The organism is Sphingomonas zeicaulis (assembly GCF_050433225.1).
Taxonomy (GTDB): Bacteria; Pseudomonadota; Alphaproteobacteria; order Sphingomonadales; family Sphingomonadaceae; genus Sphingomonas_D; species Sphingomonas_D zeicaulis.
Window position 1 is genome coordinate 196,716 of sequence record NZ_JBNPXQ010000008.1, and the last position, 24,480, is coordinate 221,195.

At 67.3% G+C, this 24,480-nt stretch carries 27 protein-coding genes; 17 read left to right on the forward strand and 10 right to left on the reverse strand.

Annotated features, from left to right (window positions below; all coding sequences use genetic code 11):
• Positions 1–9 precede the first annotated feature (9 nt).
• The 9 genes from FHS96_RS22960 (at position 10) to FHS96_RS23000 (ending at position 7,507) form a co-directional block, all read left to right on the forward strand.
• The gene (locus FHS96_RS22960) at positions 10–1,023 is read left to right on the forward strand and encodes an inorganic phosphate transporter (protein WP_429597458.1); all 1,014 of its coding nucleotides are present in this window, start codon (positions 10–12) and stop codon (positions 1,021–1,023) included.
• 91 nt (positions 1,024–1,114) lie between these two features.
• Positions 1,115–1,561: a tol-pal system-associated acyl-CoA thioesterase gene (gene ybgC / locus FHS96_RS22965; protein WP_429597461.1), complete on the forward strand. Its 447-nt coding sequence runs from the start codon at positions 1,115–1,117 to the stop codon at positions 1,559–1,561.
• 17 nt (positions 1,562–1,578) lie between these two features.
• Positions 1,579–2,274, forward strand: a complete 696-nt coding sequence (gene tolQ / locus FHS96_RS22970) for a protein TolQ (RefSeq protein WP_429597464.1) — start codon at positions 1,579–1,581, stop codon at positions 2,272–2,274.
• Entirely contained in the window at positions 2,274–2,729 is a 456-nt protein-coding gene (tolR, locus tag FHS96_RS22975) for a protein TolR (RefSeq protein ID WP_429597467.1), read from the forward strand. The genes tolQ and tolR overlap by 1 nt, the downstream gene beginning before the upstream one ends.
• A gap of 42 nt (positions 2,730–2,771) precedes the next feature.
• A complete protein-coding gene (locus FHS96_RS22980) occupies positions 2,772–3,641 on the forward strand; it encodes a hypothetical protein (RefSeq protein ID WP_429597470.1) in 870 nt (289 codons plus the stop codon).
• Positions 3,638–5,029 (forward strand): Tol-Pal system beta propeller repeat protein TolB, encoded by a 1,392-nt coding sequence (gene tolB, locus FHS96_RS22985; protein WP_429597473.1) that lies wholly within the window; start codon positions 3,638–3,640, stop codon positions 5,027–5,029. Before FHS96_RS22980 ends, tolB begins: the two co-directional genes overlap by 4 nt.
• Before the next feature lie 122 nt (positions 5,030–5,151).
• Positions 5,152–5,664, forward strand: coding sequence for a peptidoglycan-associated lipoprotein Pal (gene pal, locus FHS96_RS22990; protein WP_429597475.1), 513 nt, complete (start codon positions 5,152–5,154; stop codon positions 5,662–5,664).
• A gap of 381 nt (positions 5,665–6,045) precedes the next feature.
• The gene (locus tag FHS96_RS22995) at positions 6,046–6,963 is read left to right on the forward strand and encodes an XdhC family protein (protein WP_429597479.1); all 918 of its coding nucleotides are present in this window, start codon (positions 6,046–6,048) and stop codon (positions 6,961–6,963) included.
• On the forward strand, positions 6,950–7,507 hold the full coding sequence (locus tag FHS96_RS23000; RefSeq protein ID WP_429597482.1) for a nucleotidyltransferase family protein: 558 nt from the start codon (positions 6,950–6,952) through the stop codon (positions 7,505–7,507). Before FHS96_RS22995 ends, FHS96_RS23000 begins: the two co-directional genes overlap by 14 nt.
• Positions 7,508–7,718: 211 nt before the next feature.
• On the opposite strand, the gene FHS96_RS23005 is transcribed toward FHS96_RS23000, so the two are convergent.
• The 3 genes from FHS96_RS23005 to FHS96_RS23015 all read right to left on the reverse strand — a co-directional run bounded on the left by FHS96_RS23005 (position 7,719) and on the right by FHS96_RS23015 (position 9,689).
• Complete coding sequence (locus FHS96_RS23005) at positions 7,719–8,315, reverse strand: GNAT family N-acetyltransferase (protein WP_429597485.1); 597 nt, start codon at positions 8,313–8,315, stop codon at positions 7,719–7,721.
• A complete protein-coding gene (gene hemF, locus FHS96_RS23010; RefSeq protein ID WP_429597488.1) occupies positions 8,306–9,160 on the reverse strand; it encodes an oxygen-dependent coproporphyrinogen oxidase in 855 nt (284 codons plus the stop codon). Before hemF ends, FHS96_RS23005 begins: the two co-directional genes overlap by 10 nt.
• 79 nt (positions 9,161–9,239) lie before the next feature.
• The gene (locus FHS96_RS23015; RefSeq protein ID WP_429597491.1) at positions 9,240–9,689 is read right to left on the reverse strand and encodes a tRNA (cytidine(34)-2'-O)-methyltransferase; all 450 of its coding nucleotides are present in this window, start codon (positions 9,687–9,689) and stop codon (positions 9,240–9,242) included.
• A gap of 191 nt (positions 9,690–9,880) precedes the next feature.
• Between FHS96_RS23015 and petA the strand changes: the two genes are divergently transcribed.
• From petA to FHS96_RS23055, 8 genes are all read left to right on the forward strand, one after another.
• On the forward strand, positions 9,881–10,450 hold the full coding sequence (gene petA / locus FHS96_RS23020) for a ubiquinol-cytochrome c reductase iron-sulfur subunit (RefSeq protein ID WP_429597494.1): 570 nt from the start codon (positions 9,881–9,883) through the stop codon (positions 10,448–10,450).
• An 11-nt stretch (positions 10,451–10,461) separates the two neighbouring features.
• Complete coding sequence (locus tag FHS96_RS23025) at positions 10,462–11,757, forward strand: cytochrome b (RefSeq protein WP_429597497.1); 1,296 nt, start codon at positions 10,462–10,464, stop codon at positions 11,755–11,757.
• A 15-nt stretch (positions 11,758–11,772) separates the two neighbouring features.
• Positions 11,773–12,618, forward strand: a complete 846-nt coding sequence (locus FHS96_RS23030) for a cytochrome c1 (protein ID WP_429597501.1) — start codon at positions 11,773–11,775, stop codon at positions 12,616–12,618.
• A 106-nt stretch (positions 12,619–12,724) separates the two neighbouring features.
• On the forward strand, positions 12,725–13,264 hold the full coding sequence (locus tag FHS96_RS23035; protein WP_429597504.1) for an adenine phosphoribosyltransferase: 540 nt from the start codon (positions 12,725–12,727) through the stop codon (positions 13,262–13,264).
• A gap of 411 nt (positions 13,265–13,675) precedes the next feature.
• Entirely contained in the window at positions 13,676–14,806 is a 1,131-nt protein-coding gene (locus tag FHS96_RS23040; protein WP_429597507.1) for a calcium:cation antiporter, read from the forward strand.
• Between the two features lie 101 nt (positions 14,807–14,907).
• Positions 14,908–15,633 carry an NUDIX hydrolase gene (locus FHS96_RS23045; protein ID WP_429597511.1) on the forward strand — a complete coding sequence of 242 codons (726 nt, stop codon included), beginning with the start codon at positions 14,908–14,910 and terminating at the stop codon, positions 15,631–15,633.
• Between the two features lie 15 nt (positions 15,634–15,648).
• Complete coding sequence (locus tag FHS96_RS23050; protein WP_429597514.1) at positions 15,649–16,632, forward strand: SPFH domain-containing protein; 984 nt, start codon at positions 15,649–15,651, stop codon at positions 16,630–16,632.
• A gap of 14 nt (positions 16,633–16,646) precedes the next feature.
• Entirely contained in the window at positions 16,647–17,540 is an 894-nt protein-coding gene (locus tag FHS96_RS23055) for an NAD(+)/NADH kinase (protein ID WP_429597517.1), read from the forward strand.
• Between the two features lie 54 nt (positions 17,541–17,594).
• On the opposite strand, the gene FHS96_RS23060 is transcribed toward FHS96_RS23055, so the two are convergent.
• The 7 genes from FHS96_RS23060 to FHS96_RS23090 form a co-directional block, all read right to left on the reverse strand.
• The gene (locus FHS96_RS23060; RefSeq protein WP_429597520.1) at positions 17,595–18,941 is read right to left on the reverse strand and encodes an amidohydrolase family protein; all 1,347 of its coding nucleotides are present in this window, start codon (positions 18,939–18,941) and stop codon (positions 17,595–17,597) included.
• A gap of 89 nt (positions 18,942–19,030) precedes the next feature.
• Positions 19,031–19,942, reverse strand: a complete 912-nt coding sequence (gene bla, locus FHS96_RS23065; RefSeq protein WP_429597523.1) for a subclass B3 metallo-beta-lactamase — start codon at positions 19,940–19,942, stop codon at positions 19,031–19,033.
• Positions 19,943–20,048: 106 nt separating this feature from the next.
• The gene (gene dmeF, locus FHS96_RS23070; RefSeq protein WP_429597526.1) at positions 20,049–20,984 is read right to left on the reverse strand and encodes a CDF family Co(II)/Ni(II) efflux transporter DmeF; all 936 of its coding nucleotides are present in this window, start codon (positions 20,982–20,984) and stop codon (positions 20,049–20,051) included.
• An 11-nt stretch (positions 20,985–20,995) separates the two neighbouring features.
• A complete protein-coding gene (locus tag FHS96_RS23075) occupies positions 20,996–21,271 on the reverse strand; it encodes a metal/formaldehyde-sensitive transcriptional repressor (protein ID WP_429597529.1) in 276 nt (91 codons plus the stop codon).
• A gap of 71 nt (positions 21,272–21,342) precedes the next feature.
• Positions 21,343–21,789, reverse strand: coding sequence for a MaoC family dehydratase (locus tag FHS96_RS23080; protein WP_429597532.1), 447 nt, complete (start codon positions 21,787–21,789; stop codon positions 21,343–21,345).
• Positions 21,790–21,859: 70 nt separating this feature from the next.
• Positions 21,860–23,140, reverse strand: coding sequence for an alkaline phosphatase family protein (locus FHS96_RS23085; protein ID WP_429597534.1), 1,281 nt, complete (start codon positions 23,138–23,140; stop codon positions 21,860–21,862).
• 70 nt (positions 23,141–23,210) lie between these two features.
• Positions 23,211–24,446 (reverse strand): MFS transporter, encoded by a 1,236-nt coding sequence (locus FHS96_RS23090; RefSeq protein WP_429597538.1) that lies wholly within the window; start codon positions 24,444–24,446, stop codon positions 23,211–23,213.
• Between the last annotated feature and the right edge of the window lie 34 nt (positions 24,447–24,480).

A 24,480-nucleotide genomic window follows, 5' to 3' on the forward strand; every position in this document is an offset into this window, starting at 1 on the left:
CCACATACGATGCACGAGCTTGCCCTTCCGCTGCTGATCGGCCTCATCGCCGTCGCGCTGGCGTTCGATTTCCTCAACGGGCTGCATGATGCGGCCAATTCGATCGCGACGGTGGTCGCGACCCGCCTGCTCAAGCCTGTCCACGCCGTCCTCTTCGCGGCGGTGTTCAACTTCGCCGCCTATTTCCTGACCATCGCCTTTCCAGCCCTGCACAAGGTGGCGGAAACGATCGGGCAGGGGCTGATCGACAAGCAGCTTGTGACGCCCTCGGTCGTGTTCGGTGCGCTGATCGGCGCGATGTTCTGGAATGTGGTGACGTGGATGAAGGGTATCCCGTCCTCCAGCAGCCACGCACTGGTCGGCGGCATGATCGGTGCCGGCGTCGCCCATGCCGGGATCACCGGCATCCAGTGGGGCGGGCTCAACAAGACCCTGATCGCGATCGTGCTCTCGCCCACGCTCGGCATGATCCTGGCGATGCTGATCATGCTGGTGACGAGCTGGCTGTTCAGCCGCGCGACCGCGAAGGGGGCGGAGCGCAGCTTCCGCGTGCTGCACCTGGTCTCGTCCGCCGCCTATTCGTTGAGCCACGGCCTCAACGATGCGCAGAAGACGATGGGGATCATCACCGTGCTGCTCTATTCGACCGGCTATATGACCGGGCCGTTCGAGGTGCCGCACTGGGTGGCGATCAGCTGCTATGTCGCGATCGCGCTGGGCACGATGACGGGCGGCTGGAAGATCATCGAGACGATGGGCTCTCGGATCACCAAATTGTCGCAGCACCAGGGGTTCAGCGCCTCGCTCGGGGGATCGATGGTGCTGTTCACCGCCTCCGCGCTCGGCATTCCGGTGTCGACCACGCACACCATCACCGGCTCAATCATCGGCGCGGGCACCGCGCGGCGCGCCTCGGCAGTGCGGTGGGGCGTCGCCGGCAACGTCGTGACCGCATGGATCATCACCATTCCGGCCTCCGCCACCGTCGGCGCGCTGTTCTATCTGCTGACCCTGCTGTTCTGAGCAGCCCGGCTTCCGGTCCCGGCCGGCAGGTTTTCCCTGTAGGGCAAATTGGGGTTTGATCCGGCGAATCGCCCGGCTACAGCCCTTCACCATGTCGTACGACGTTTCCGACCACCCGCAAGGCGGCCGCTTCGTCGGCAGCGAGCACCGCTATCCATTGCGGGTGTTCTTCGAGGACACCGACGTTGGCGGCGTGGTCTATCACGCCAACTATCTGCGCTTCATGGAGCGGGCCCGATCGGACATGCTGCGCCTGCTCGACATCGACCAGCGTGGAACCATCGATGCGGGGGAAGGCGTTTATGCCGTCGCCGAGCTTTCCATTCGCTATCGCCGGCCAGCCAAGCTGGACGATGCGCTGGTGGTGGTCAGCAAAGTGACCCAGATTCGCGGGGCGAGCTGCCATATTCATCAAACAGTCAGGCGAGGCGATGAAAGCCTGTCCGAAGCGGACGTGGTCGTGGCCTTCCTGACGACGGACGGACGTCCCAAGCGCCAGCCGCGCGCATGGGTCGAGAGATTCGAGCGGCTGCTGTGAGGGAGATCTGAAGCGCGATGGAAGGCATTACCCTGAGCACGGAGGCGGCGACGCTTTCGCCGATCGCGCTGTTCCTCCAGGCGGACATCGTCGTGAAGGGCGTGATGATCGGGTTGTTGCTCGCATCGATCTGGACCTGGGCGGTAATCGTCGGGTTCAGCATGAAGTTGCGCCAGGCGATGCGCGAATCCGAACAGTTCGAGCGCGATTTCTGGAAAGCCCAGGACATCGACAAATTCTATGAGGGCGCCGGTCGTGCCGACCAGCCCGCCGCCAAGGTGTTCGCCGCCGGCGTGCAGGAATGGCGCCGCTCGACCGCGCGTGGCCCGGTCGATCGGGATGGCACCCGCCAGCGGTTGGCGGTGGTGATGGCCTCCGCTACTGCTGGCGAGGTCGATCGGCTGGCCGACCGGCTCAACAGCCTCGCGACGATCGGTTCGGTCGCGCCCTTTGTCGGCCTGTTCGGCACGGTGTGGGGCATCATGCGCAGCTTCACCTCGATCGCCGCCGCGCAGAACAGCAGCCTCGCTGTCGTCGCGCCCGGCATCGCCGAAGCCTTGTTCGCAACCGCGATCGGCCTGTTCGCCGCGATCCCGGCGGTCATCGCCTATAACCGTTTCAGCCATGGCGTGAACCGGCTCGAGGGGCGGCTCAACCGCTTCTCCGATGGCTTCCACGCCACGCTGTCGCGCGAACTGGAGCTTGATCGCTGATGGCGATGGGCGGGCTCCCCTCCGGTGGTCGCGGGCGCGGATCGCGCCGCGCGCCGATGGCCGAGATCAACGTCACGCCGCTGGTGGACGTGATGCTGGTGCTGCTGATCATCTTCATGGTCACCGCCCCCCTGCTCGTTACCGGGGTGCCGGTGAACCTGCCCGACAGCCGCGCCGGTGCGCTCGACCAGAATCAGAAGCCGCTGCAGATCTCGCTGGACAATGAGGGCCGCATCTTCATCGACGATGAGGAGATTGCCGAGCCCGATCTGGCGGCGCGTCTCGACGCGGCGGCGCCCAAGGAAGGCGATGATCCCGAAAAGACGCCGCGCGTGTTCCTGCGCGCCGATCGCGGCCTGGATTATGGCCGGGTGATGCGGGTGATGGGCGAGCTCAACCGCGCCGGGCTCAACCGTGTCGCACTGGTCAGCACCGATGAGGGGAAGGCGCGTTGATCGCAGCCCGCTCCGTTCGGCCTGCATGCGGGGCCATTGCGGATGGATAAGGCCGATCGTACCGGCCTGGGCATCGCGGTCGTCGCGCATGTCGCGCTGTTCGGGCTGCTCTCGCTCCATATCGCGCAAACCTCGGTCAAGCTGGAATCAAAGCCGGTCGAGGTGGTGCTGAGCGACGATTTCGCCGACATCAGCTCCGCGCCCGATCCGTCGAGCGAGGCGCCGGCGACGCGGCGTGGCGAGGTGGAAGGGCCGGTGGAACCGACCCCGCCGCCACCCGCCGAGGATTTGCCGCCGGCCCCCCGTCCGGAACCGGTGCCGGCGCCCGCGCCGGAACCTGCCCCTGCGCCCAAGCCCGCGCCGACCCCGGCGAAGAAGCCGGTCGAGCGCAAGCCCGATCCGAAGCCGACGCCAAAGCCCAGCCCCAGGCCGCAGGCCAAGCCCGCCAAGCCGGCCACCGCACCGCCGCGCGACCAATCCGATCGCCGACGCCCGGACAAGCCGGTGCGGCCGACTGGCCGGCTGGCCGGGATCACCGACGGCCTCAACACGCGCGACAATCCGAGCACGTCCACGCGGCACCAGGCGCAGACCAGCGGGCAGGCGCGCCAGACGATCAACGCCGCGATCGGCAATGAAATCCGGCCCTATTGGCGGCCGCCTTCGGGCGTGGACGTCGAGAAGCTCATCACCAAGATCCGTTTCGAGTTGAACGAGGATGGCTCGCTGGCGGGCGAACCCCAGATCCTCGGCCAGACTGGCAAGACGGCGAGCAACACGCCGCAGATGCGGCTGCATGCCGAAAATGCGATCCGTGCGATCAAGCGCGCGGCGCCCTTCAAACTGCCGCGCGAAAATTATGCGCAATGGAAGACCTGGACCTTCGATTTCGATGCGAGGCTGACAGAATGACCCAAGACACGCGATCCCCGACCCCGCGGCGCCTGGGCGCGCTGCTCGTGACCCTGTTGTTCGGCAGTGCCATGCCGACCGTGGCGCAGGTCGCCCCGCCGGCGGCGGCACCCACGCAGCCGGTGGAAAATACCGGCCGCATCACCGCCGACGTCAATGGCGACGATGTGGTGATCGCGGTGCCCGCGCTGGCGACGCCGGCGGTGCAGCAGACCGCGGCCGGCGCCACCGACAAGCTCGGCCACCAGATCGCCGACGTGATCGCCACCGATCTGCGCAACAGCGGCATCTTCCGCCCGCTGGGGCCTAATCAGGTGCGCGGCATCGCCTTCGGCGAGGTGACCCAGCCGCAATATCCGCATTGGGCGGGTACAGGCGCCGAGGCGCTGGTGCAGGGCTATGTCCGCGCCACCGGCACCGATCGGCTGACGATCGGCTGCTATCTCTATGATGTCGTGCTGAAGACCGAACTGACCCAGAAGGGCTTCGAGATCGCCCCGGGCGACTGGCGCCGCGCCGCGCACAAATGCGCCGACGCGATCTACGCGCGGTTGACCGGCGAGAGTCCCTTCTTCGATTCGCGCGTCGCCTACATCGCCGAGACGGGCCCGAAGGGGAACCGCGTGAAGCGGCTGGCGATCATGGATTCGGATGGCGCCAACCACCGCTTCATCACCAACGGCCAGTCGATCGCGCTCACCCCGCGCTATTCGCCGGATTACAGCAAGATCGTCTATCTCAGCTATATCAACAACCGGCCGCGCATCTACATCTACGATGTCGGCAGCGGCAGCCAGAAGCTGGTGGTTGAGAACAGCAACCCCACGCTCGCCCCGCGCTTCTCGCCCGACGGTCGGACGATCCTTTATTCGATGACGGTCGGCTCCAACACGGACATCTACTCGATCCCGGCCACCGGCGGCACACCGCGCCGGCTGACCAACGCGCCGGGCATCGACGTGGGCGGCAGCTTCTCGCCCGACGGCAAGCAGATTGTGTTCGAAAGCGACCGGTCGGGCGGCCAGCAGATTTATGTGATGAACGCCGACGGATCCAACCAGCGCAGGATCAGCTTCGGGGGCGGCCGCTATGCGACGCCCGAATGGAGCCCGCGCGGCGACCTTATCGCCTTTACCAAGATCGCCGGCAATTTCCGGATCGGCGTGATGACGCCGGGCGGCGGCGGCGAGCGCCTGCTGACCAACAGCTGGCAGGATGAGGCGCCGACCTGGTCGCCCAATGGTCGTGTCATCCAGTTCTTCCGGACGTCGCAGGGCCGCCAAGGCGCATCGAGCATCTGGCAGGTGGATCTGACCGGGCGCAATGAGCGCAAGCTGCCGACGCCGGTGGCCGGTTCGGACCCCGCCTGGGGGCCGCTGCTGCCATAGGGCGGCGCAGCTTTTTTTTGGATTGTTCCTCGCGGAACGAATTGATCGCGTAACGACTTTATCGGAAAGTTCCCGACTTTCCGAGCAAAGGGGGCGCGAAGGTGCAAAAGGAGAAGACCGACATGGCCCATATGAAGACCGGATTCGCTGTCGCTCTGGCGCTCGTCGCCTTGGCTGGGTGTTCGAAGAAGCCCCCGGAAACGTTGCCGCCGAGCCCGGGCGAAACCCCGACGGCGCCGCCGACCGCCGATGCCGGCCCGGGCTATGCGCCCGGTTCGCAGGAAGATTTCATCGCCAACACGCAGGGCGACACCATCTATTTCGATCTCGATCAATATGATGTCGACAGCGAGGATCGCGTGATCCTCGACAGCCAGGCGGCGTGGCTGCGGCAGCACGCCAATGTTCGCGTCTCGATCGAAGGCCATGCGGACGAGCGTGGCACGCGCGAATACAACCTCGCGCTCGGCGCCCGCCGCGCCAACGCCGCGAAGGACTATCTGGTCTCTGCCGGCATTCCGGTCTCGCGGATCAGCACGATCAGCTATGGCAAGGAACGCCCCAAGGCGCTGGGTTCGGACGAGGCGGCCTGGGCGCAGAACCGTCGCGCTGTGACGGTGACCGTCCAGTATTGATCGCCCGCAAGGGGTGACGAAAGCGGGCCGGATCCCTGGGATCCGGCCCGCTTTTCATTGGGGATGCGGGCAGGGCGGGGCGAGCAGGGTGGTATCCACCCCGACATCTCCGTACCGACCCCACACCGTTCGCCCCGAGCGAAGTCGAGGGGGTGGTTCGAGCGAAGCCGAGAACCGAGACCCGCTCCGAGCGTGTCCCCCCAAGCCGTCTCGGCTGCGCTCGACGGCCCCCTCGACTTCGCTCGGGACGAACGGAGGGGGGCGGGAGCGCCCTACCTTCGTGCGTGTGGCTTTCCGTACGCCAGGCGGAGAATATATAGCGTCTTCCTCATGCTCCGGACCCGCCCGGCGCAGATCCAGTTCCCAGGGACTCCCCACATCATGGCCGATATCGACGACATTCTGGCAAAGGCGCGCGAATGGCGCGGCGCGCGGATGGCGGTAGCGACCGTCGTTTCCACCTGGGGATCGGCGCCGCGGCCGCGCGGCAGCCATATGCTCGTTCATGAGGATGGCCGCTTCGCCGGCTCGGTCTCGGGCGGCTGCGTGGAGGGCGATATCCTCGCCAGCGCCGCCGAGGTGATCGGCGGCGCTCCCCCGGTGCTCAAGCGCTATGGCGTCAGCGATCCCGCGGCATGGGAGGTGGGGCTGCCCTGCGGCGGCGAGATCGAGGTGCTCGTCCAGCCGGTTGCCGACGCGGGTTTCGCCCCGGCACTGTTCGAATCGATCGCCGATGCGCGGCATCAGGGTCAGGCGCTGGCGGTGGCGACCGATCTTGCCAGCGGGCAGAGCGCGCTGGGCGAGGCGGCGGACGGCTTCGTCAACCGCTATCGGCCGCCCAGGCGGTTGCTGATCATCGGCGCGGTGCAGATCGCCCAGTCGCTGGTCGCGCTCGCCCGTGCGCTTGAGGTGCGGCCAGTGGTGATCGATCCGCGCGGCCGTTTCCTCACCGCCGAACGCTTTCCCGAAACCGATCTCGACGATCGTTGGCCCGATGAGGCGGTGGCGGCACGCCGCCCCGATGCGGGCACCGCGGTGGTGACCTTGAGCCATGATCCCAAGATCGACGATCCGGCGCTGATCGCCGCGCTGGCGGCGCCGACCGGCTATGTCGCGGCGCTCGGATCGCGCCGCAGCCATGCCGCGCGGCTCGAACGGTTGGCGGCGGCAGGCGTAGAACCTGCGGCGCTCGCCCGCATCGACGGGCCGGCGGGCATTTCGATCGGCGCGCTCGGCCCCGCCGAGATCGCGCTGTCTATCGCCGCCGGGATGGTCGCCGCGCTCAATGATCGCGGCTGACCGCGTCGCGGCGCTATTGCTCGCCGGCGGGCTTTCGCGCCGCTACGGCCCCGACGACAAGCTGGTCGCCGCCTATGCCGGGCGGCCGCTGGCAGTACATGCGCGCGATGCGCTGGCGGCGTTTCCAAACAGGCTCGCGGTGGTGCGCACCGGCGCCGGCGCGCTGGGCGCGCTGCTCGCGGCGGGCGGGCTGGGACTGGTCGAGAATGATGCCCCCGAAGAGGGGATGGCCGGCTCGATCCGGCGCGGCGTCGCCGCGGCAACCGCGCTGGATATCGATGCGCTGCTGATCTGCCTGGCGGACATGCCCCGCATCGATGCGGCGCTGCTCGCGCGGATGTGCGCCGATTATGATCCGGCGATCGGCCTGCTGGTCTGCGCCGCGGACGGACGGCGCATGCCGCCGGCGCTGATCGGTCGGGCGCATTTCGGGGTGCTGGCGCAGCTTACCGGCGATGTCGGCGCGCGGGATCTGCTCGCGGGGGCGCCGCTTTTCGCGATCGATGCGGCGATGGCGGTGGATGTGGATCGGCCGGCGGGCTGAGGCGCGGGTCTCCTCGTCCCTCGACTGCGCTCGGGACGAACGGAGGGTAAGGACACTGTCCGTTCGTTCCGAATGGCAGGCAGGGGCGCCATAAGCACCGTGGCCCCCGCGTCTCGGCTTCGCTCGACGCACCCCTCGACTTCGCTCGGGGCGAACGGATGTTGATAGTATTTTCCGTTCGTCCCGAGCGACGTCGAGGGACGAGTCGTGCTTAGCCGCCCGACCCCTCAAGCAACGGCACATGCGCCGCCACATCGCGCGGCAGCAGCCCGGTCACGCGCGGATCCGGGAAGGTCTCCAGCCTGCGCTCCACCGCGACGAACCCCTGCGCCCGGTAGAATCCGAGCGCGGAGGGGTGGTCCAGCGTGCAGGTCTGCAGCGAGACGCGCTCCACCCCCGGCCGCCACGCGAAGGCCAGCGCCTGCGCCATCATCCAGCGGCCATGACCCTTGCCGGCCAGTTCGGGCACCAACGCGAAGAAGGCGATGATGCATTCGCCGGGGGTGCGGTGGTCCAGTTCGATCAGGCCGATCTCGATCCCGCGCGGATCGAGCACCGCGTTGATCGACACCCCGGGGTCACGGATCGTCGCGCGCAGCCGGTCATCGTCCATCGCCAGCCGCGAGAACCACAGCCAGGGCGCGCCGACGCGGCGGAACAACGCGCGATAGGTGTCCGTCTCGGGCGTGCGCCACGGCTGCAGCCTGAGCGGGCTGGGTGGCAGCGGTCGCAGGGGCGGCCGCTTGCGCATCTCCAGCAGGGTGACGACGGTGGCGACCTCGCCGGCGGGGACCGAGATCAGGGCCATGCGGCTTCCGGAGGCAGGCTCATCAGGATCGCATCGATATTGCCGCCGGTCTTGAGGCCGAACAGCGTGCCGCGATCATGGACGAGGTTGAATTCGGCATAGCGCCCGCGCCAGACGAGCATGCGCTGCCGGTCTTCCGCACTCCACGCCATGCCCATCCGCCGGCGGACGATGCGCGGGAAGATGTCGAGAAAGGCCTCTCCCACGGCGCGAGTCATCGCGAAATTGGCGGCGAAGCTGTCGGCATCGTCGCTTTCCTGATGATCGTAGAAGATGCCGCCCACGCCGCGATGGACCTTGCGATGGGGTATGTAGAAATAATCGTCCGCCCACTGCTTGAAGCGCGGGTAGAGATCGGCGCCATGCGGTGCCAGCGCGGTCTCGAACGTGGCGTGGAACGCGGCGGTATCCTCGTCATAGGGGATAGGCGGGTTGAGGTCGGCGCCGCCGCCGAACCAGCGTTTCTCCGTCACCAGAAAGCGCGTGTTCATGTGGACCGCGGGCACATGCGGGTTGGCCATGTGCGCGACCAGGCTGATGCCGGTGGCGAAGAAAGCGGGATTCTCCGCCGCGCCATGGATGGTCTTGGCGAATTCGGGGGAAAAGGCGCCGCCGACGGTCGAGACGTTGACGCCGACCTTCTCGAAGACCTTGCCCTTCATCAGCCCGCGCACGCCACCGCCGCCTTCGCCGCCATCGGCATCGTCGCGGTCCCATGGGATGTATTCGAAGGCCGCATCGCTGCCCGCGTCGCGCTCGATCGTTTCGAACGCGGCGCAGATGCGGTCGCGCAGCGCCACGAACCAGTCGCGGGCCTCAAGCTGCTGCGGGTCGAGCTCGATCATCGGGGAAGCCACCTCAAACGCACATTGTGGCGCGCTGCTTATCCGCACGGGGGCGGGCAAGTCGAGATGGCCACAGGGGTTATTCGGGCATGCCGCCGGTCTGGCGCAACGCCTCGACCAGCGCGATGCCGGCGGACATGCCGATGTTGAGCGAGCGGAAGCCGGGCTTCAGCGGGATGCGGATGCGCAGGTCGGCGGCCTGGTGGACATCCTCCGGCACGCCTGCGCCCTCCGATCCGAACAGCAATATATCTTCGGGCCGGAACGCCGTCTCGTGGATCGGCGTGCTGCCGCGCGTCGTGAGCAGCGCGAGGCGGCCGGTGCGCTGCCCGGCGAACGCCTCCCAGTCGGCATGGCGGACGAGTTCGGCATCCGCCGCATAGTCCATTCCGGCGCGCTTCAACCTTTTGTCCGAGAAGGCGAAGCCGCAGGGTTCGATCAGATCGACGGCCACGCCGAAGCACGCGGCGAGCCGCAGGATAGCCCCGACATTTCCGGCGATTTCGGGCTGGTACAACGCAATCCGCATGGTGTTCGACTAAGCCTCTACAATTGCGAATGATTCGCAGGTCTTCAAGTTGCGCAAAATGCTGTTGGCAAACGGGTCTTCCGATGGCTATCAGCGGATTTAACCGTCGGAGCAACAGGCGGGGAGGGGGTCGAAAAGCGTCGCGCGAAGCGGTCCCCGAATGTGCCACGTTCGAACCGCAAAGGCATTACATGGCCACGCTTGACACCACCGAGCTAGAGACGGGTGAAAGCGGCGAGGAGGGGATCCGGCGCCGTGACTTCATCAATATCGCAGCAGTGAGCTTTGCCGGCGTCGGCGCTGTGTCGCTGCTCTATCCGATCGTCAATCAGATGAACCCGTCTGCGGACGTGCTGGCGCTGGCCTCGATCGAGGTCGATGTGTCCGCGATCCAGCCGGGGCAGGCGATCAAGACGATCTTCCGCAAGCAACCCTTGTTCGTCCGCCATCTCACCCCGGCGGAGATGAACGCGGCCAACGCCGTCGACGCCGCCTCGCTGCGCGATCCGCAGACGCTGGCGGAGCGCACCAAGGAAGGCAAGCAGCAGTGGCTGATCACGATGGGTGTCTGCACCCATCTCGGCTGTGTGCCGCTGGGGGCGGGCGAAGGCGAGGCCAAGGGTGAGTTCGGCGGCTATTTCTGCCCCTGCCATGGTTCCCACTACGATACGGCCGCACGCATTCGCAAAGGCCCGGCACCCAAGAATCTGGAAGTGCCGGAATATGCGTTCACGTCGGACACCGTCGTTCAGGTCGGTTGAGGTAGCAGGATATGAGCTTTCCCTGGGCTGAGCATTACACCCCGAAGCATCCGTTGATGCGCTACATGGACGAGAAGCTGCCGCTGCCGCGCCTCGTCTACAACGCGGTGGGCGCCGGCTATCCGGTGCCGCGCAACCTGAATTATTTCTGGAATTTCGGCGTGCTCGCGGGTGCCGCGCTCGCCATCCAGATCCTCACCGGCATCATCCTCGCGATGCATTATGCCGCCAACGGGCTGGTTGCGTTCGACAGCGTCGAACATATCATGCGCGATGTGAACCAGGGCTGGCTGTTGCGCTACGCGCACGCCAACGGCGCCTCGATGTTCTTCATCGTCGTCTATCTGCACATCTTCCGCGGGCTCTATTACGGATCCTACAAGGCCCCGCGTGAGATGGTGTGGCTGCTCGGCCTTGTCATCTTCCTTCTGATGATGGCCACCGCCTTCATGGGCTATGTGCTTCCCTGGGGGCAGATGAGCTTCTGGGGCGCCAAGGTGATCACCGGCCTGTTCTCGGCGATTCCGCTGGTCGGCCCGACCATCCAGGAATGGCTACTGGGCGGCTTCGCGCCGGACAATGCGGCGCTCAACCGCTTCTTCTCGCTGCACTATCTGCTGCCGTTCGTGATCGCCGCGGTGATCATCCTCCACATCTGGGCGCTGCACATTCCGGGTTCGAACAACCCCACCGGCGTGGACGTGAAGGGGCCGCAGGATACGGTACCGTTCCACCCCTATTATACCGCCAAGGATGGCTTCGGCGTCGGTGTGTTCCTGCTGATCTTCGCGATCATGCTGTTCTTCGCGCCGAACTATCTGGGCCACCCGGACAATTATATCCCGGCGAACCCGCTCTCCACGCCGGCGCACATCGTGCCCGAATGGTATTTCTGGCCGTTCTACGCGATCCTGCGCGCCTTCACCGTGGATTTCATCCTGCCGGCCAAGCTGTGGGGCGTGCTCGCCATGTTCGCGGCGATCCTGCTGCTGTTCTTCCTGCCCTGGCTCGATCGCTCGCCGGTCCGCTCGGGGAATTATCGGCCAATGTTCAAATGGTCCTTTGTGGCGCTCGTCATCGACGTGCTCATCCTGGGCTATTGCGGCGGCGCGCCGGCGGAAGAACCCTATGTGATGATCTCGCAGCTCGCGGCGGCCTATTACTTCGCGCACTTCCTGATCATCCTGCCGATCATCTCGAAGATCGAAAAGCCGCTGCCTTTGCCCAACTCGATCACCGAGGCGGTGCTCAAGGGCAAGGATGGCGCCACGCTTTCGACCAATGCCGTCGTGCAACCGGCCGAATAAGAGGAAATTCAGAAGATGGTCCGTCTGATCGGCTTTCTCGTCGGCCTGGGTTTCGTCGGCGTCGTCCTCTGGTCCTTCCTGTGGGGCGTCGTCGCCTACATCGAAGAACCCCCCGTGCCGACCGTCGAGCATGAGTTTCACCTCCACCCAAAGGAGGTGAGTTGGAGCTTCGATGGCCCGTTCGGCAAGTTCGACCGTGCGCAACTCCAACGCGGCTTCCAGGTTTACAAGGAAGTCTGCTCGGCCTGCCACTCGCTGCGGCTGGTGTCGTTCCGCGACCTAGCCGACCTTGGCTATAACGAACCCGAGATCAAGGCGATCGCCGACCAGTGGGTCGTCGAGCAGCCCTCGATCAACCCGGAAACCGGCGAGGCGGCAACGCGCAAGTCGATCGCTTCGGACAGGTTCCCGGCGCCGTTCGCCAATGAGGTCGCGGCGCGTGCTGCCAATGCCGGCGCGCTGCCGCCGGATCTGTCGCTGATCACCAAGGCGCGGCATGACGGCACCAACTATGTCCATTCGCTGATCACCGGCTATCGCCCGCAACCGGCCGAACTGCTGAAGCATTTCCCCGATGCGAAGACGCCGGAAGGGCTGCACTTCAACCCCTATTTCGCCAATCTCAACCTGGCGATGGCGCCGCCGCTCACCGGCGATGGTCAGGTCACCTATGCGGACGGCACCAAGGCGACCACCGACCAGATGGCGCGCGACGTATCCGCCTTCCTTACCTGGACGGCGGAACCCAAGCTGGAAAGCCGCAAGCGCACCGGCGTGGCGGTGGTGGGCTTCCTCCTCATCCTGACCGTGCTGGCCTATCTGTCGTACAAGAACATCTGGGCCGACAAGAAGAAGCATTGAGGTTCGCGAGGAGAAGGGCGGTCCGTCGCCCTTCTCCCTTTCTCCGGCTTTACCACCCCATACCCCTCGCCTACAGGGGCCTCCGAACCAGAGCGGAGGCGAGACTATGAGGTCCAATGACGACCTCAAGGCACTGATACGCACGATCCCGGACTTCCCGAAACCCGGCATCCAGTTCCGCGACATTTCGACCTTGCTGCTCGACGGTCCCGGCTTTGCTGCCGCGGTCGATCGGCTGGGGGAGCTTGCCAAACCGCTGGCGCCGCAACTGATCGTCGCGATCGAGGCGCGCGGCTTCATCTTCGGCGCCGCGCTCGCCAAGCATCTCGGGCTGGGGCTGCTGCCGCTGCGCAAGCGCGGCAAACTTCCCGGCGCGACTGTCGGCATCGATTATGCTCTGGAATATGGCCATGACCGGCTGGAGATGCACGAAGGCGCGGTCGGCCCCGAGATGCGCGTGCTGATCGTCGACGATCTGATCGCCACCGGCGGCACCGCGCTCGCCGCGGTCAACCTGCTCCGCCACGCCCGCGCGCATGTCGTGGGCGCGCTGTTCGCGATCGACCTGCCCGATCTTGGCGGTGCCGAACTGCTGCGCACGCAGGGGGTGCTGACCGAGAGTTTGTTCGCGTTCGAGGGGCATTGAGGCTGTCGGAGGGATAACGCCGAGCCCCTGCCTCCCTCCGTTCGCGCCGAGCGAAGTCGAGGGGTGGCTCGAGCGAAGCCGAGAGCCGAGACCCGCTCGGAGCTTGGCCCAACCTCGCCGTCTCGGCTGCGCTCGACGGCCCCCTCGACTTCGCTCGGGGCGAACGGGGTGGGGTAGGCGAACACCGGTCACCCGGCGTCCCCCCGCCCACACTCACCAAAGCTTACCCGCGCGAAACCTTCGGGACACACGCGGCCGATAGGTCGTGCGGACTGCCCGCGTGCATTGGGCCCTCGGCATGCGCCGGTACGGGGTGCGCGTATTCCGGTCCGGATCAGCCCCCTGGGAGCGTTTCGCCCTGCGATCGCGTTTGCCGTCCGGATCGATCGAGCGAACGACAAGGGAGAGCATGTGACCGCCGCCACCACCGCACCAGTCGATACCCCGGGCACGCCGATGATCGGCGGCGCCATGCTGCCCTACTGGTCGCTGGTGGTGCCGTTGCTCGGGCTGGCGGCATTGGGTGGCGGATTGGCCTATTATGGCTGGGTCGGCATCGCCGGAGCGGCGCTGATCATGATGGGCTGCGTGTTGGCCGCCGTCCACCATGCCGAGGTCGTCGCGCACAAGGTGGGGGAGCCGTTCGGCACATTGGTGCTGGCGATCGCGGTAACGGTGATCGAGGTGTCGCTGATCGTCTCGATGATGCTGTCCGACGCCGGCGACGCCTCGGTGCTGGCGCGCGACACCGTGTTCGCGGCGATCATGATCATCCTCAACGGCATTGTCGGCATCTGCCTGCTGATGGGCGGCGTACGCCATCATGAGCAGCAATTCATGCTGCGGGGGGTGAGCGCGGCGCTGTGCGTGCTGGCGGCGATGGCGGTGCTCTCGCTGGTACTGCCCAACTTCACCTCCAGCGTACCGGGCCCCTTCTTCTCTCCCTCGCAACTCGCCTTCACCGCGGTGGTCTCGCTGGTGCTCTACGGCACCTTCGTGCTGGTGCAGACCGTGCGCCATCGCGACTATTTCCTGCCCGCCGACGATCATGACGCGTATGGCGAAACTCATGCCGCGCCGCCCACCGCCACGCAGACCTGGATCGCCGTGGGTGCGCTGGTCGTCGCCCTCGTCGGGGTGGTTCTGCTCGCCAAGAAATTGTCGCCGACGCTGGAGGCCGCGGTGGTCGGTGCGGGCATGCCGCTTGCCGTCGTCGGCGTGATGATCGCCGCGCTGGTGCTCGCGCCCGAAAGCCTCGCGGCGGTGAAGGCGGCGCGGCGCAATCGCCTGCAGACCAGCCTCAACCTCGCGCTGGGATCGGCGCTGGCGACGATCGGCCTCACCATCCCGACCGTCGCGATCGTCTCGCTGGCGATGGGCTGGAACCTGTCGCTGGGCATCGATGCCAAGGCGATGACATTGTTCGCGCTGTCGCTGATCGTCGCGACATTGTCGCTGGGAACGGGGCGGACGACGGTGCTGCAGGGCATCGTGCATCTGGTGATCTTTTTCGCCTATCTGTTCACGACGGTGGTGCCGTAGGGGCCTTGTAAGCCCCTTACCTGAAGGTGAGGGGCCTACCTCTTGACTTATGTGTGAATCAGAAATATCTAATACGCATATTAGATGTAAGGCCCGCCCCAATGAACGAAGACGCCTTTCTCCAGGCCTATGACCCCGCCGCCTATGAGCGCCCGTCGGTCACCGTCGATCTGGTGCTGCTGGGTCTGCGCGACGGCCGCCCCGCGGCCTTGCTCCGGCAGCGCGGCGAGCATCCGCATGCCGGGCGCTGGGCGTTGCCCGGCGGGTTCGTCGGCATCGCGGAATCGCTCGACGATGCCGCGGCGCGGGTACTGCGCGAGAAGGCGGGGTTGCCCGCCGCGCATCTCGAACAGCTCTACAGCTTCGGCGCGGTCGATCGCGATCCGCGGATGCGGATCATCACCATCGCCTATCTCGTGCTGCTCGACGAGCGCGCCTTCGCCGATGCACTGGCGGGTGACGCCGATCTGCTGCCGGTGACGATCGACGTGCCGTGGGCGGGCGAGGCCGGCGGGCCGATCGTCGCGCGATCGCCCGTGGGCAGCGCGCTCGACCTCGCCTTCGATCATGGCGAGATCCTGTCGGCGGCGATGCTGCGGCTGCGCGGCAAGCTCGATTATTCCAATGTCGGCTTCGCGCTGCTGCCCGATCGCTTCACCTTGCGCCAGCTTCAGGATGTGCATGAGGCGATCCTCGGCACCACGCTGAACAAGCCCGCCTTCCGGCGGCGCATGCTCGACAAGGGCTGGATCGCCGCCACCGGCGCGCGTGAGGAGGGCACCGCCTTCCGCCCCGCCGAACTCTACCGCTTTCAACGGCCGCTCTGATCCAAGGAGGATATCATGGCCAGCATTCGCAATTTCGGCTTCGCCGCCCGCCTGCGCAGCGAGGCGAACAATCATGTGATCCACTATCGCAAGGGTCGCGTGCGGCGCAGCGGCCGCGGGCTCGTCTTCTGGTTCCAGCCGGACAATGCGAGCATCGCCGAGCTGCCGATGGACGATCGCGAGATGACCTTGTTCGTGAAGGGCCGCAGCCAGGATTTCCAGGACATCGCGGTGCAGGGCACGATCGGCTGGCACGTCGTCGATCCCGAGCGGCTGGCGACGCGCGTCGATTTCACCATCGGCCTTTTCAGCGGGAAGCCGCAGGGCGAGCCGATCGAGAAGATCGAGGCGCGCATCGCCGGCATCGCCAACCAGGCGCTGCTCCAGCAGATCGCGGCGGCGCCGGTGCGGCGGCTGCTCGATGCCGGCCCGGAGCCCTTGCGCATCGCGCTGGAAGCGGTGCTCGCGACCGACCCGACCTTGGCCGAGATCGGCGTCGCGGCGGTGGCGGTGCGGCTGACCGGGCTCACCCCCAGCACCGAACTGGCCCGCGCGCTGCAGACGCCGACCTTCGAGGCGCTGCAGCAGAAGGCCGATGAGGCGATGTTCGAGCGGCGCGCGCTGGCGGTGGAGAAGGAGAGGGCGATCGCCGAGAATGAACTCGCCACCAAGACCGAGCTGGCGCGGCGCGAGAAATTGCTGATCGCCGAGGAAGCCGAAAATGCCCGCAACCGCGCCGCCGGCGTCGCCGAGGCGCGGCAGTTGGAGGCGGCGGCGGAGGCGGAGCGCATCCGCGCGGTGGAGGGCGCCAAGGCAGAGGCCGAACGACAGCACATCGCGATCTATCGCGATCTGCCGCCCGCGACCCTGCTCGGCCTCGCCGCGCAGCAACTCGCCGGCAAGCTGGAGACCATCGAGCATGTCAACATCACTCCCGATCTGCTCGCGGCGATGCTCGGCGAGTTCCGCAAGGCGCCGGTGCCGATCGCGGCGGGCTGAGCGAGGAGGGCGCCATGGCCGTGCTCACGCCGCGTGCGGTGTTCGTCACTCGCGAGACCGATTATGAATTGCTCGTCGCGCGACATGCCACGCGGGAACAGGCACGCTTCTTCCTCGAAAGCCGCGGCCAGCGGCTCGAGCAGGTGGAACAGCGCCATCACCAGTTCCACGCGGTGCTCGCCGCCGCGCGCGGCGAGGTGTCGGCGGAATGGCGGCAGGCAATCGTCCGCCGCGCCGATCTCGATCGCTTCCTGTTCGCCGCCGACGATGTCGTCGTCGCGGTGGGGCAGGACGGGCTGGTCGCCAATGTCGCCAAATATCTGGGCGCGCAGCCGGTGATCGGGGTGAACCCCGCACCGGATCTCTATGACGGCGTCCTCGCCCGCATAGCGGTCGACCGGCTCGCGCGCCTGCTGCCGGCGAGTGCCGCGGGGGCCGCCGGCATCGAACGGCGGACGATGGTGGAGGCGGCGCTGGACGGCGGCGAGACATTGACCGCGCTCAACGAGATCTTCGTCGGCCATCGCAGCCACCAGTCCGCCCGCTATCGCATCGCCGCGGGCGAGGCGGTGGAGGATCAGAGCAGCAGCGGCCTGATCGTCGCTTCAGGCACCGGCGCCACCGGCTGGGCCCGCTCGATCGCGGAAGCGACGCATTGCGCGGTGCAACTCGGCTGCGAGGAGCGCGCGGTCGGCTATTGGGTGCGAGAACCCTTTCCCAGCATCGCCAGCGGCACCCGGATCCGCGCCGGCAAACTCGCCGACGCGCCGCTGGTCGTCACCTCACGGATGAATGACGGCGGTGTGATCTTCGCCGATGGCATCGAGCAGGATTATATCGCGTTCGACTGGGGTCGGCAGGTGCGGCTCGCCCCGTCAAAGCGGGCGCTGCATCTGGTGGTGGGGTAATCTGGTAGTAGCGTGATCGGGCCGAGCCTCAGCCATCGGGCCATATGATACCGCTCAGCGCGCAACCTTCTTGCCGCTGCGCCACACCTCGCGCAGCGTCCGCGTCGCGCCGATATCCTTGGTCGCGTCGGCATCGAGCACGAGGAAATCGGCGACCGCGCCGGGGGTGAGCGTGCCGCGGCCCTCAAGGCGCAGCATCTGCGCATTGCCCCAGGTCGCGGCGGTCAGCGCCTCGGTGGGGGTGAGGCCGGCCTGCACCGAAAGCTGCAGTTCGCGATGCTCGGCAAAGCCGGGAATGCGCAGCGCGGTGCCGCCGGAATCGGTGCCCAGCCCGATATGGACGCCGGCGGCGTGCAGCGCGCGCAGGTTGGCGATGTTCATCGCCACCGCCTTGCGTGCACCGTCGGCCCCGGCGAGCGTTTCCCTGCGCCATGCCGCGTCGCGCAGGCGAGCCTCCAGCGCCGGGTTCAACGCCTGCCGGAAGAAGGGATCGTCGAGCCATTCGGGATGCTCGGCATAGAGATAATTGGCTTCATCGATGTTGATCGTCGCCATGTACCAGGCGCCGCGGTCGCGCAGCAGCGCGATGAAGGCGTCGTCGACCGGCTGATCGCGCACGCCATGGCCGATGATGTCGGCGCCGGCGGCAAGCACCGCCTTGGCGTCGGCAAGGTCGCGGATATGCGCGGCGACCGGCAGACCGCGGGCATGCCCCTCGGCGATCACCGCCGTGTAGATCTCGGGCGGCATCTTCGGGGCGCCGGTGCCGAGCGCATCGAGCCAGATCTTGATCACGTCGACGCCGGCATCCGCCATTGATCGCACCGCCGCGCGCGCCTCCTCAGCATTGGCGGGGCGCGCCACCTGATCGGGCAAGGTGTTCATCCGCGCTTCCGGCGGGGCGCCGCCGATCACGCCGATGCCGGGGCCGGCGCCATAGAGGTCGGCACCGACATGGCTCGGGCCTCGGAATTCACGGCGGAGGTCGTGAAACAGCGGCCGGTTCATCCCCAGCGCGTTGACCGCGACCACGCCATAACGCTGGAACTGCGCCAGATCGCGCGCCACCGTCTCGCGGCTGTAATAGCGCCCGCCATGCTCCACGCCCGAGACGGTGCCGACATGCGAATGGCCAGCGATCAGCCCGGGCATCACGAAGCGGCCGCGACGGTCGATGATCGCGGCACCTTCGGGAATGGCGACCTCGTCCCGCGGCCCGACCGCGACGATGCGGCCGTCGCGCATCACCATCCGCGCATTCTCGATCACCGCGCGGCCATCGAACAAGCGCCCGGCCTCGACCACCGCGACGTCCTGCGCCGCCGCGGGCATCGGCAGCAGCAGCGCGGCGAGCATCGCCGCCAGCATGGTCAGCGCAGCGCGCATCGATCGGTCGATCATCGGACAGCCCCCTGGTTCTTCCGTTCAACGCCCGCGCCGTGGCAGGGTTGCGGGCTATTCTCGCAGATCGGGCGGCGATTTGAAGCCGCTCAGCGCGCCTCGGCCTCCTTCTTCAGCCGCGCATTCAGGCGGTCGCGATATGTCGCGGCATAGTCGCGGCAGGCGTTGCGATCGAGGAAAGCGTCGGCATCGCCCGCCTGCAACCGGCCCAGCTTCCTGTCGCCGCCCGACTGGTCGGGGTGGGCGGTCACCAGCATGTCGCAGGGTAGCGCTTCCATCCGGGCGAAGCCGGCGCGGAAGCGGTCGACGACGCTGCGGTGCGCGGGGTCGGAGAAACGATAGGTGTCGGTCGATACCGGGTTGAGGCTGGCGCCGAACACAATCGTCCGGCAGTTGGCGCCGGCGCAACTCCGCCACGTCCAGCTCGTCGAGCCGGCGGTGTGGCCGGGCGTCGCGATCGCGGTGATCTCAGTGTCGCCCAGTCGGATGTGCTCGCCATGCCGCACGCCGCGCACATGCGGCACCGCCGGAAATGGCACGAGCCATTCGGCCTGCGGATCGGCGGCATCGCCGGTGCCGCTTTCAAGCTCTCGCACCGCGGCGGCGCCGGCCACCACCGTCGCGCCGGTGTCGCGCGCCAGCGCCGCCAGCCCGCCGCCATGATCATAATGCGGCTCGGTGCTCAGGATCAGCTTCACGTCGCGCGGGTCGAAACCCAGCTTGCGGATGTTGGCCTCGACCGCGGGCACCGCCTGCGGCAGGCTGGCATCGATCAGGATCAGCCCCTTGCCAGTATCGATCAACACCACGCTCAATCCGCCGAAGCCCACAAAATAACTATTGGCGAACAGCTTCACCGGTTCGACCGGGGTCAGCCAGCGCGCGGCATAGTCGGGCTCGATCGGTGCGAGCAGCGGATCGGGCGCGGGTGCCTGCGCGGCAAGCGTGGCGGCGGAAGCCGCTGCGAGAAGCGCGGTAATGAGCGTGATCGGTGCGGACATGATCGGCGGTCTCCCCTTGGTGCCGCGGCTTCATGCGCGGCATCGGGGGGCACCGACAAAGGATCAAATCTCGCGCCAGCTATGATCTGAATTCATGGCTGGCGGATCAGCGCGTCTCCACGGTCAGATGTGCGAGCGCGGGGATGGGTTCGAGCCGCGCGCGCACCGCTTCGGCATCGTCCGTGCCAGTGACGCTGACGATTGCGGCGTGCGCACCGGGGCCGATGCGCCAGATGTGGAGGTCGGTGATGGTCGTGCCGCCATCCTCCACACGATTGCGCACCGCGCGTTCGAGCCCGGCGTCGGCGGTGTCGAGCAGTACGGCGGCGGTATCCCGCAGCAGGTTCCACGCCCACACTGCGATCACGATCGCGCCGACGATCCCCATCACCGGATCGAGCCAGACCCAGCCGAGAAGCCGCCCGGCGATCAGCGCGACAATGGCGAGAACGGAGGTCAGCGCATCGGCGAGAACATGGACGAAGGCCGATCGCAGATTGTTGTCGCCGTGGTGATGGTGGCCGTGATCATGATGATGCCCGCCATCATGATGGTCGTGATGATGATCGTCATGGCCGTGGTGGTGATGGTGCCCGCCGGCCAGCAGCAGCGCGCTGGCGACATTGACGATGAGGCCGATGATCGCGACCAGCGTCGCCTCCGCGAACGCCACCGGCCGCGGATCGAACAGACGGCCGACCGACTCCGCGCCGATCGCCAGCGCGATCAGCGCGAGTACCAGTGCTGAGGCGAAACCGGCGAGATCGCCGACCTTGCCGGTGCCGAAGCTGAAGCGGCGGTCATGCGCATGTGCGCGGGCGAAGGCATAGGCGCCCGCAGCGATGGCCAGCGCGCCGGCATGGCTCGCCATGTGGAAGCCGTCGGCCAGCAGCGCCATCGAGCCATAGACCAGCCCGGCGATGATCTCCGCGACCATCATCACCGCGGTGAGCCCGACCACCCACAAGGTCGCCCGCGCATTGGCGTCGTGACGGTCCCCGAAAAAGAGATGATCGTGGGTGAGGGTGGAGGCGGCGGTCATCGGGCGGTCCGTCATTTGGTGTAGCGGCGGATCGCCGCGATCAGTTCCTCGGCGCCCTCGGCACGCGCGGCGTCGTCGAGATCGGGGCGAGCGACATGCTCGCGGATATGGTCGGCGACGAGTTCGTCCATCAACCCCGCTACCGCGCCGCGCACACCAGCCACCTGATGCAGCACGGCGCCGCAGCCGGCCTCGGCGGCGATCGCCTTCTCAATGGCGGCGACCTGCCCGGCAATGCGGCGAATGCGCGCGAGCAGCGCGTCTCTCGAGGCGGTAAGATGTCCCATATAGGATACCCCCCTATCCTACATGATCACCAAGCGAAAGAGGGCGATCGTGCCGACGTCACTTGGATTGATCAGGCCGGGCGGGTGGCGATCAGCACGATCGAGGTGAAGCGCAGCACCGCTTCGTCATGCTGGTTGAATACGGTGGTGCGCGTGCGGAAGCTGCCCATTTCGGGGCGGCTGCGCGAGGGCGTCTTATCGACCAGTTCGGATTCGCAGCGCAGCACGTCGCCCGGATAGACCGGCTTCAGCCAGCGCATCTCGTCGACGCCGACGCCGCCCAGGCTGCTCTCGCCGCCGGCCTCCATGGCGTCGACGATCATCCGCATCGTCATCGCGCAGGTGTGCCAGCCGCTCGCCGGGATGCGCCCGAAATGCGTCTTCGCCGCAGCCTCGTCATCGAGGTGGAAGGGCTGCGGATCATAGGCGCCGGCGAACGCGATCACCTCCTCGCGCGTCACCGCGTAGTGGCCGAAGCTGCGCTTCGTGCCGACCACCAGATCCTCGAAATAGGCCATCGTATCCTCCCCTTGGTCTTGGGGCGGAGTGGCTTACGATTACGCAAACGTCAACCTGCCGCGCTTCTGGTTACCGCGCCATCACCCCGTCGAACGTCGCTGCGCTGCCGTCATTCGCCGCCGGCGCCACACCGATCAGCTTCGCCAGCAGCGGATAGACATCGACATTGTCGAACCCCGGCAGCGTCGCGCCGGCGCGGAAGGCGGGGCCGTTGACGATGAACAGCGCCGCCATGTCGGGCAGCGCATTGTCATAGCCATGTTCGCCGAGCGATGTCGCCTTCGCCTCTGCCGCGGCATCCGCCACCACCCGCCAGCCGAGATCGGCGAGGCATAGGATCGGCGGGATGCGGATGTTGGTGCCATAATGGAAGCGCGCCGGGATGTCCGCCTTGCGCCAGCATTCCATATGCGGATGACGGCCGATCAGCACTTTCTCCACCGCCGCCTCGCGGCCGGACGCGGGGAACAGCCCGGCATAAACGCCGTCCTCGACGATGCGGATGTCGGCGGCGGGCAGCATCCTGTCCAGCCGGACGATGCGGTCGGCGCTGGCGGCGGCCATGCCATGGTCGGCAACGATGACGAGGTTGGCGGGTTGGCCGATATCGCGCAGCCCCTCGACCAGCGCGGCAATGGCGCTGTCAACCTCGGTGACGGCGGCGGCCGTCTCGGCTGCGGCGGGGCCATAGCGGTGGCCGGCGGTGTCGACCGCGTCGAAATAGAGCGTCAGGAAGAGCGGGCGCGCATCGGCGGGGCGGCGCAGCCAGTCGACCAGCGCGCGGGTGCGCTGTTCGGAGGGCATCGCCTGCGCGAACGCCTGCCAGTCATGCGGGCGGATGCCGCCCTTGAGGTCATTGGGCCATTTCGGTTCGCGCGTGCCGCCCCAGTTCACCACCGATCCGGGCCAGAACATCGTGCCGGTCCGCACGCCGGCCTCCTCCGCAGTCACCCACAGCGGCGGCGCGGCGTTCCACCAGAACGGATCCTCGGTTGACATGGTGAAGACCTCGCCGGGCCGCGCCGGATCCTGCATCTTGTTGGCGACGATGCCATGATGGTCGGGGCGCAGGCCGGTGACCAGCGTCCAGTGGTTGGGGAAGGTCTTGGACGGGAAGGAGGGACGCATCGCCGCACTCACGCCACCCGTCACCAGCGCGTCGAGCGTGGGAGTGTTGCCCTTCTTCAGATAGTCCGGCCGGAACCCGTCGATGGAGATCAGGATCGTGACGGGCGCGCGTGCGTCCGCCTTCGAGGGCGCAGGGGCCGCGGCAGAGCGCGGCGGCGCCGCGGCGCTGCAGGCGGATAGTGCTAAGGCGGCAAACAAGGCAACGAGGTAGCGGCCGATCAAGTCGAGGCTCCGGGAGAGGAAGGAATGGAAAGGGTGCTAGCGGAGCGCGATGGGGCGGGTCAAAGCACGATCATGCTGCCACGCGTCGCCCCATGGCCGGGCGCAACATGGCTCCCAGCCCCGCACAGCCGATGCACAGGGCGGCCAACGGCAGCGCAAGCTGGGTCAACGCGCCGGCATCGATTCCGCCGGTCTGCAGCGCGATCCACTGGCCGGTCATCAGGCCGGAAAGGCCGAGCGCGATCTTGGTGGCGGCGGTGAACAGGCTGTAGCTGAATGCGGCGGTGCCACGATCCTGGCTGGTCCCGGTGCGTTCGAGCAGTTCCGAAAAACGCGACCAGGCGAGGAAGATCACCCCGCCCACCGCGGCGCCGAGCAACGAAAGGCCGATAGCCGCGCCCCAGGCACCATGCCGCAGCGCGAAGGGCAGCAGCAGCATCGCCGCCGCGGTCGCAAGATAGGCAAAAGTCAGCCCGCGGGTGACGCCCTGCCGCGCCGCCACAGGCGACCACAGCCACACGGCTGCCAGCCGCCACAGGCTGAGCAGCAGCAGGACGTTGGCGATCACCGCCATCGAGAAGCTGTCGAGATGCAGCAGCGCCTTGCCCATCGCGGCGATCGCGGCGAGTCCGCACATCTGCGCGAGGCAGAACAGCAGCACGTCGCGGCTGGGGCGGGTCGACGGCGAGGGCGGCGCGACAGGCGTCATCGCGCGGCCGAGGCGCGCGAACAACCAGGGCAGGGGCAACAGCAGGATGAAGGCGGCGCCGCCGATCGCGACGAAGATCATACCGGCGCCCGCGCCACCGGTACGGCCCGCGAACACCAGCGGGATGGCGGCGATGCCGATCAGGATCGCGGCCAGCGCGCTGACGCCGCTGCGCCAGCGCGTCACCGCAAGATGGCCGTGTACCGCGCTTAGTTCGGCAACGAGGCTGTTGTGCGGCACGTCGAACAGCGGGAAGCTCGATCGGAACAGCAGCATCGCCACCGCGGGGAGTGCCGCGCCACGTGGCAGGAAAGGCAGGGCGGCGAAGGTGAGACAGGATACCAGCATTGCCGCCACCGAAATCGCCGGCAGCCGCCGCAGCAGCGCAGGATAGCGGTGGAGGCAGGCGCCCCACGCGGCGTCAAGCACGGCGTTCCAGAAGGAGGCGCCGACGAAGATCAGCCCTGCCAGCGCCGGCTGGACGTCGAGGATCGCGATCAATGTGTAAAGCGACAGCGCATCCTCGCCTGCCCACAACAGGCTCTTGCCGCCATGCGATAAGGCGAAGGCGTAGAGATTGAGACGGTCGGCGCGCACGGCGCGTCCCCTAATCGCGCTTGGTGACAGGCCG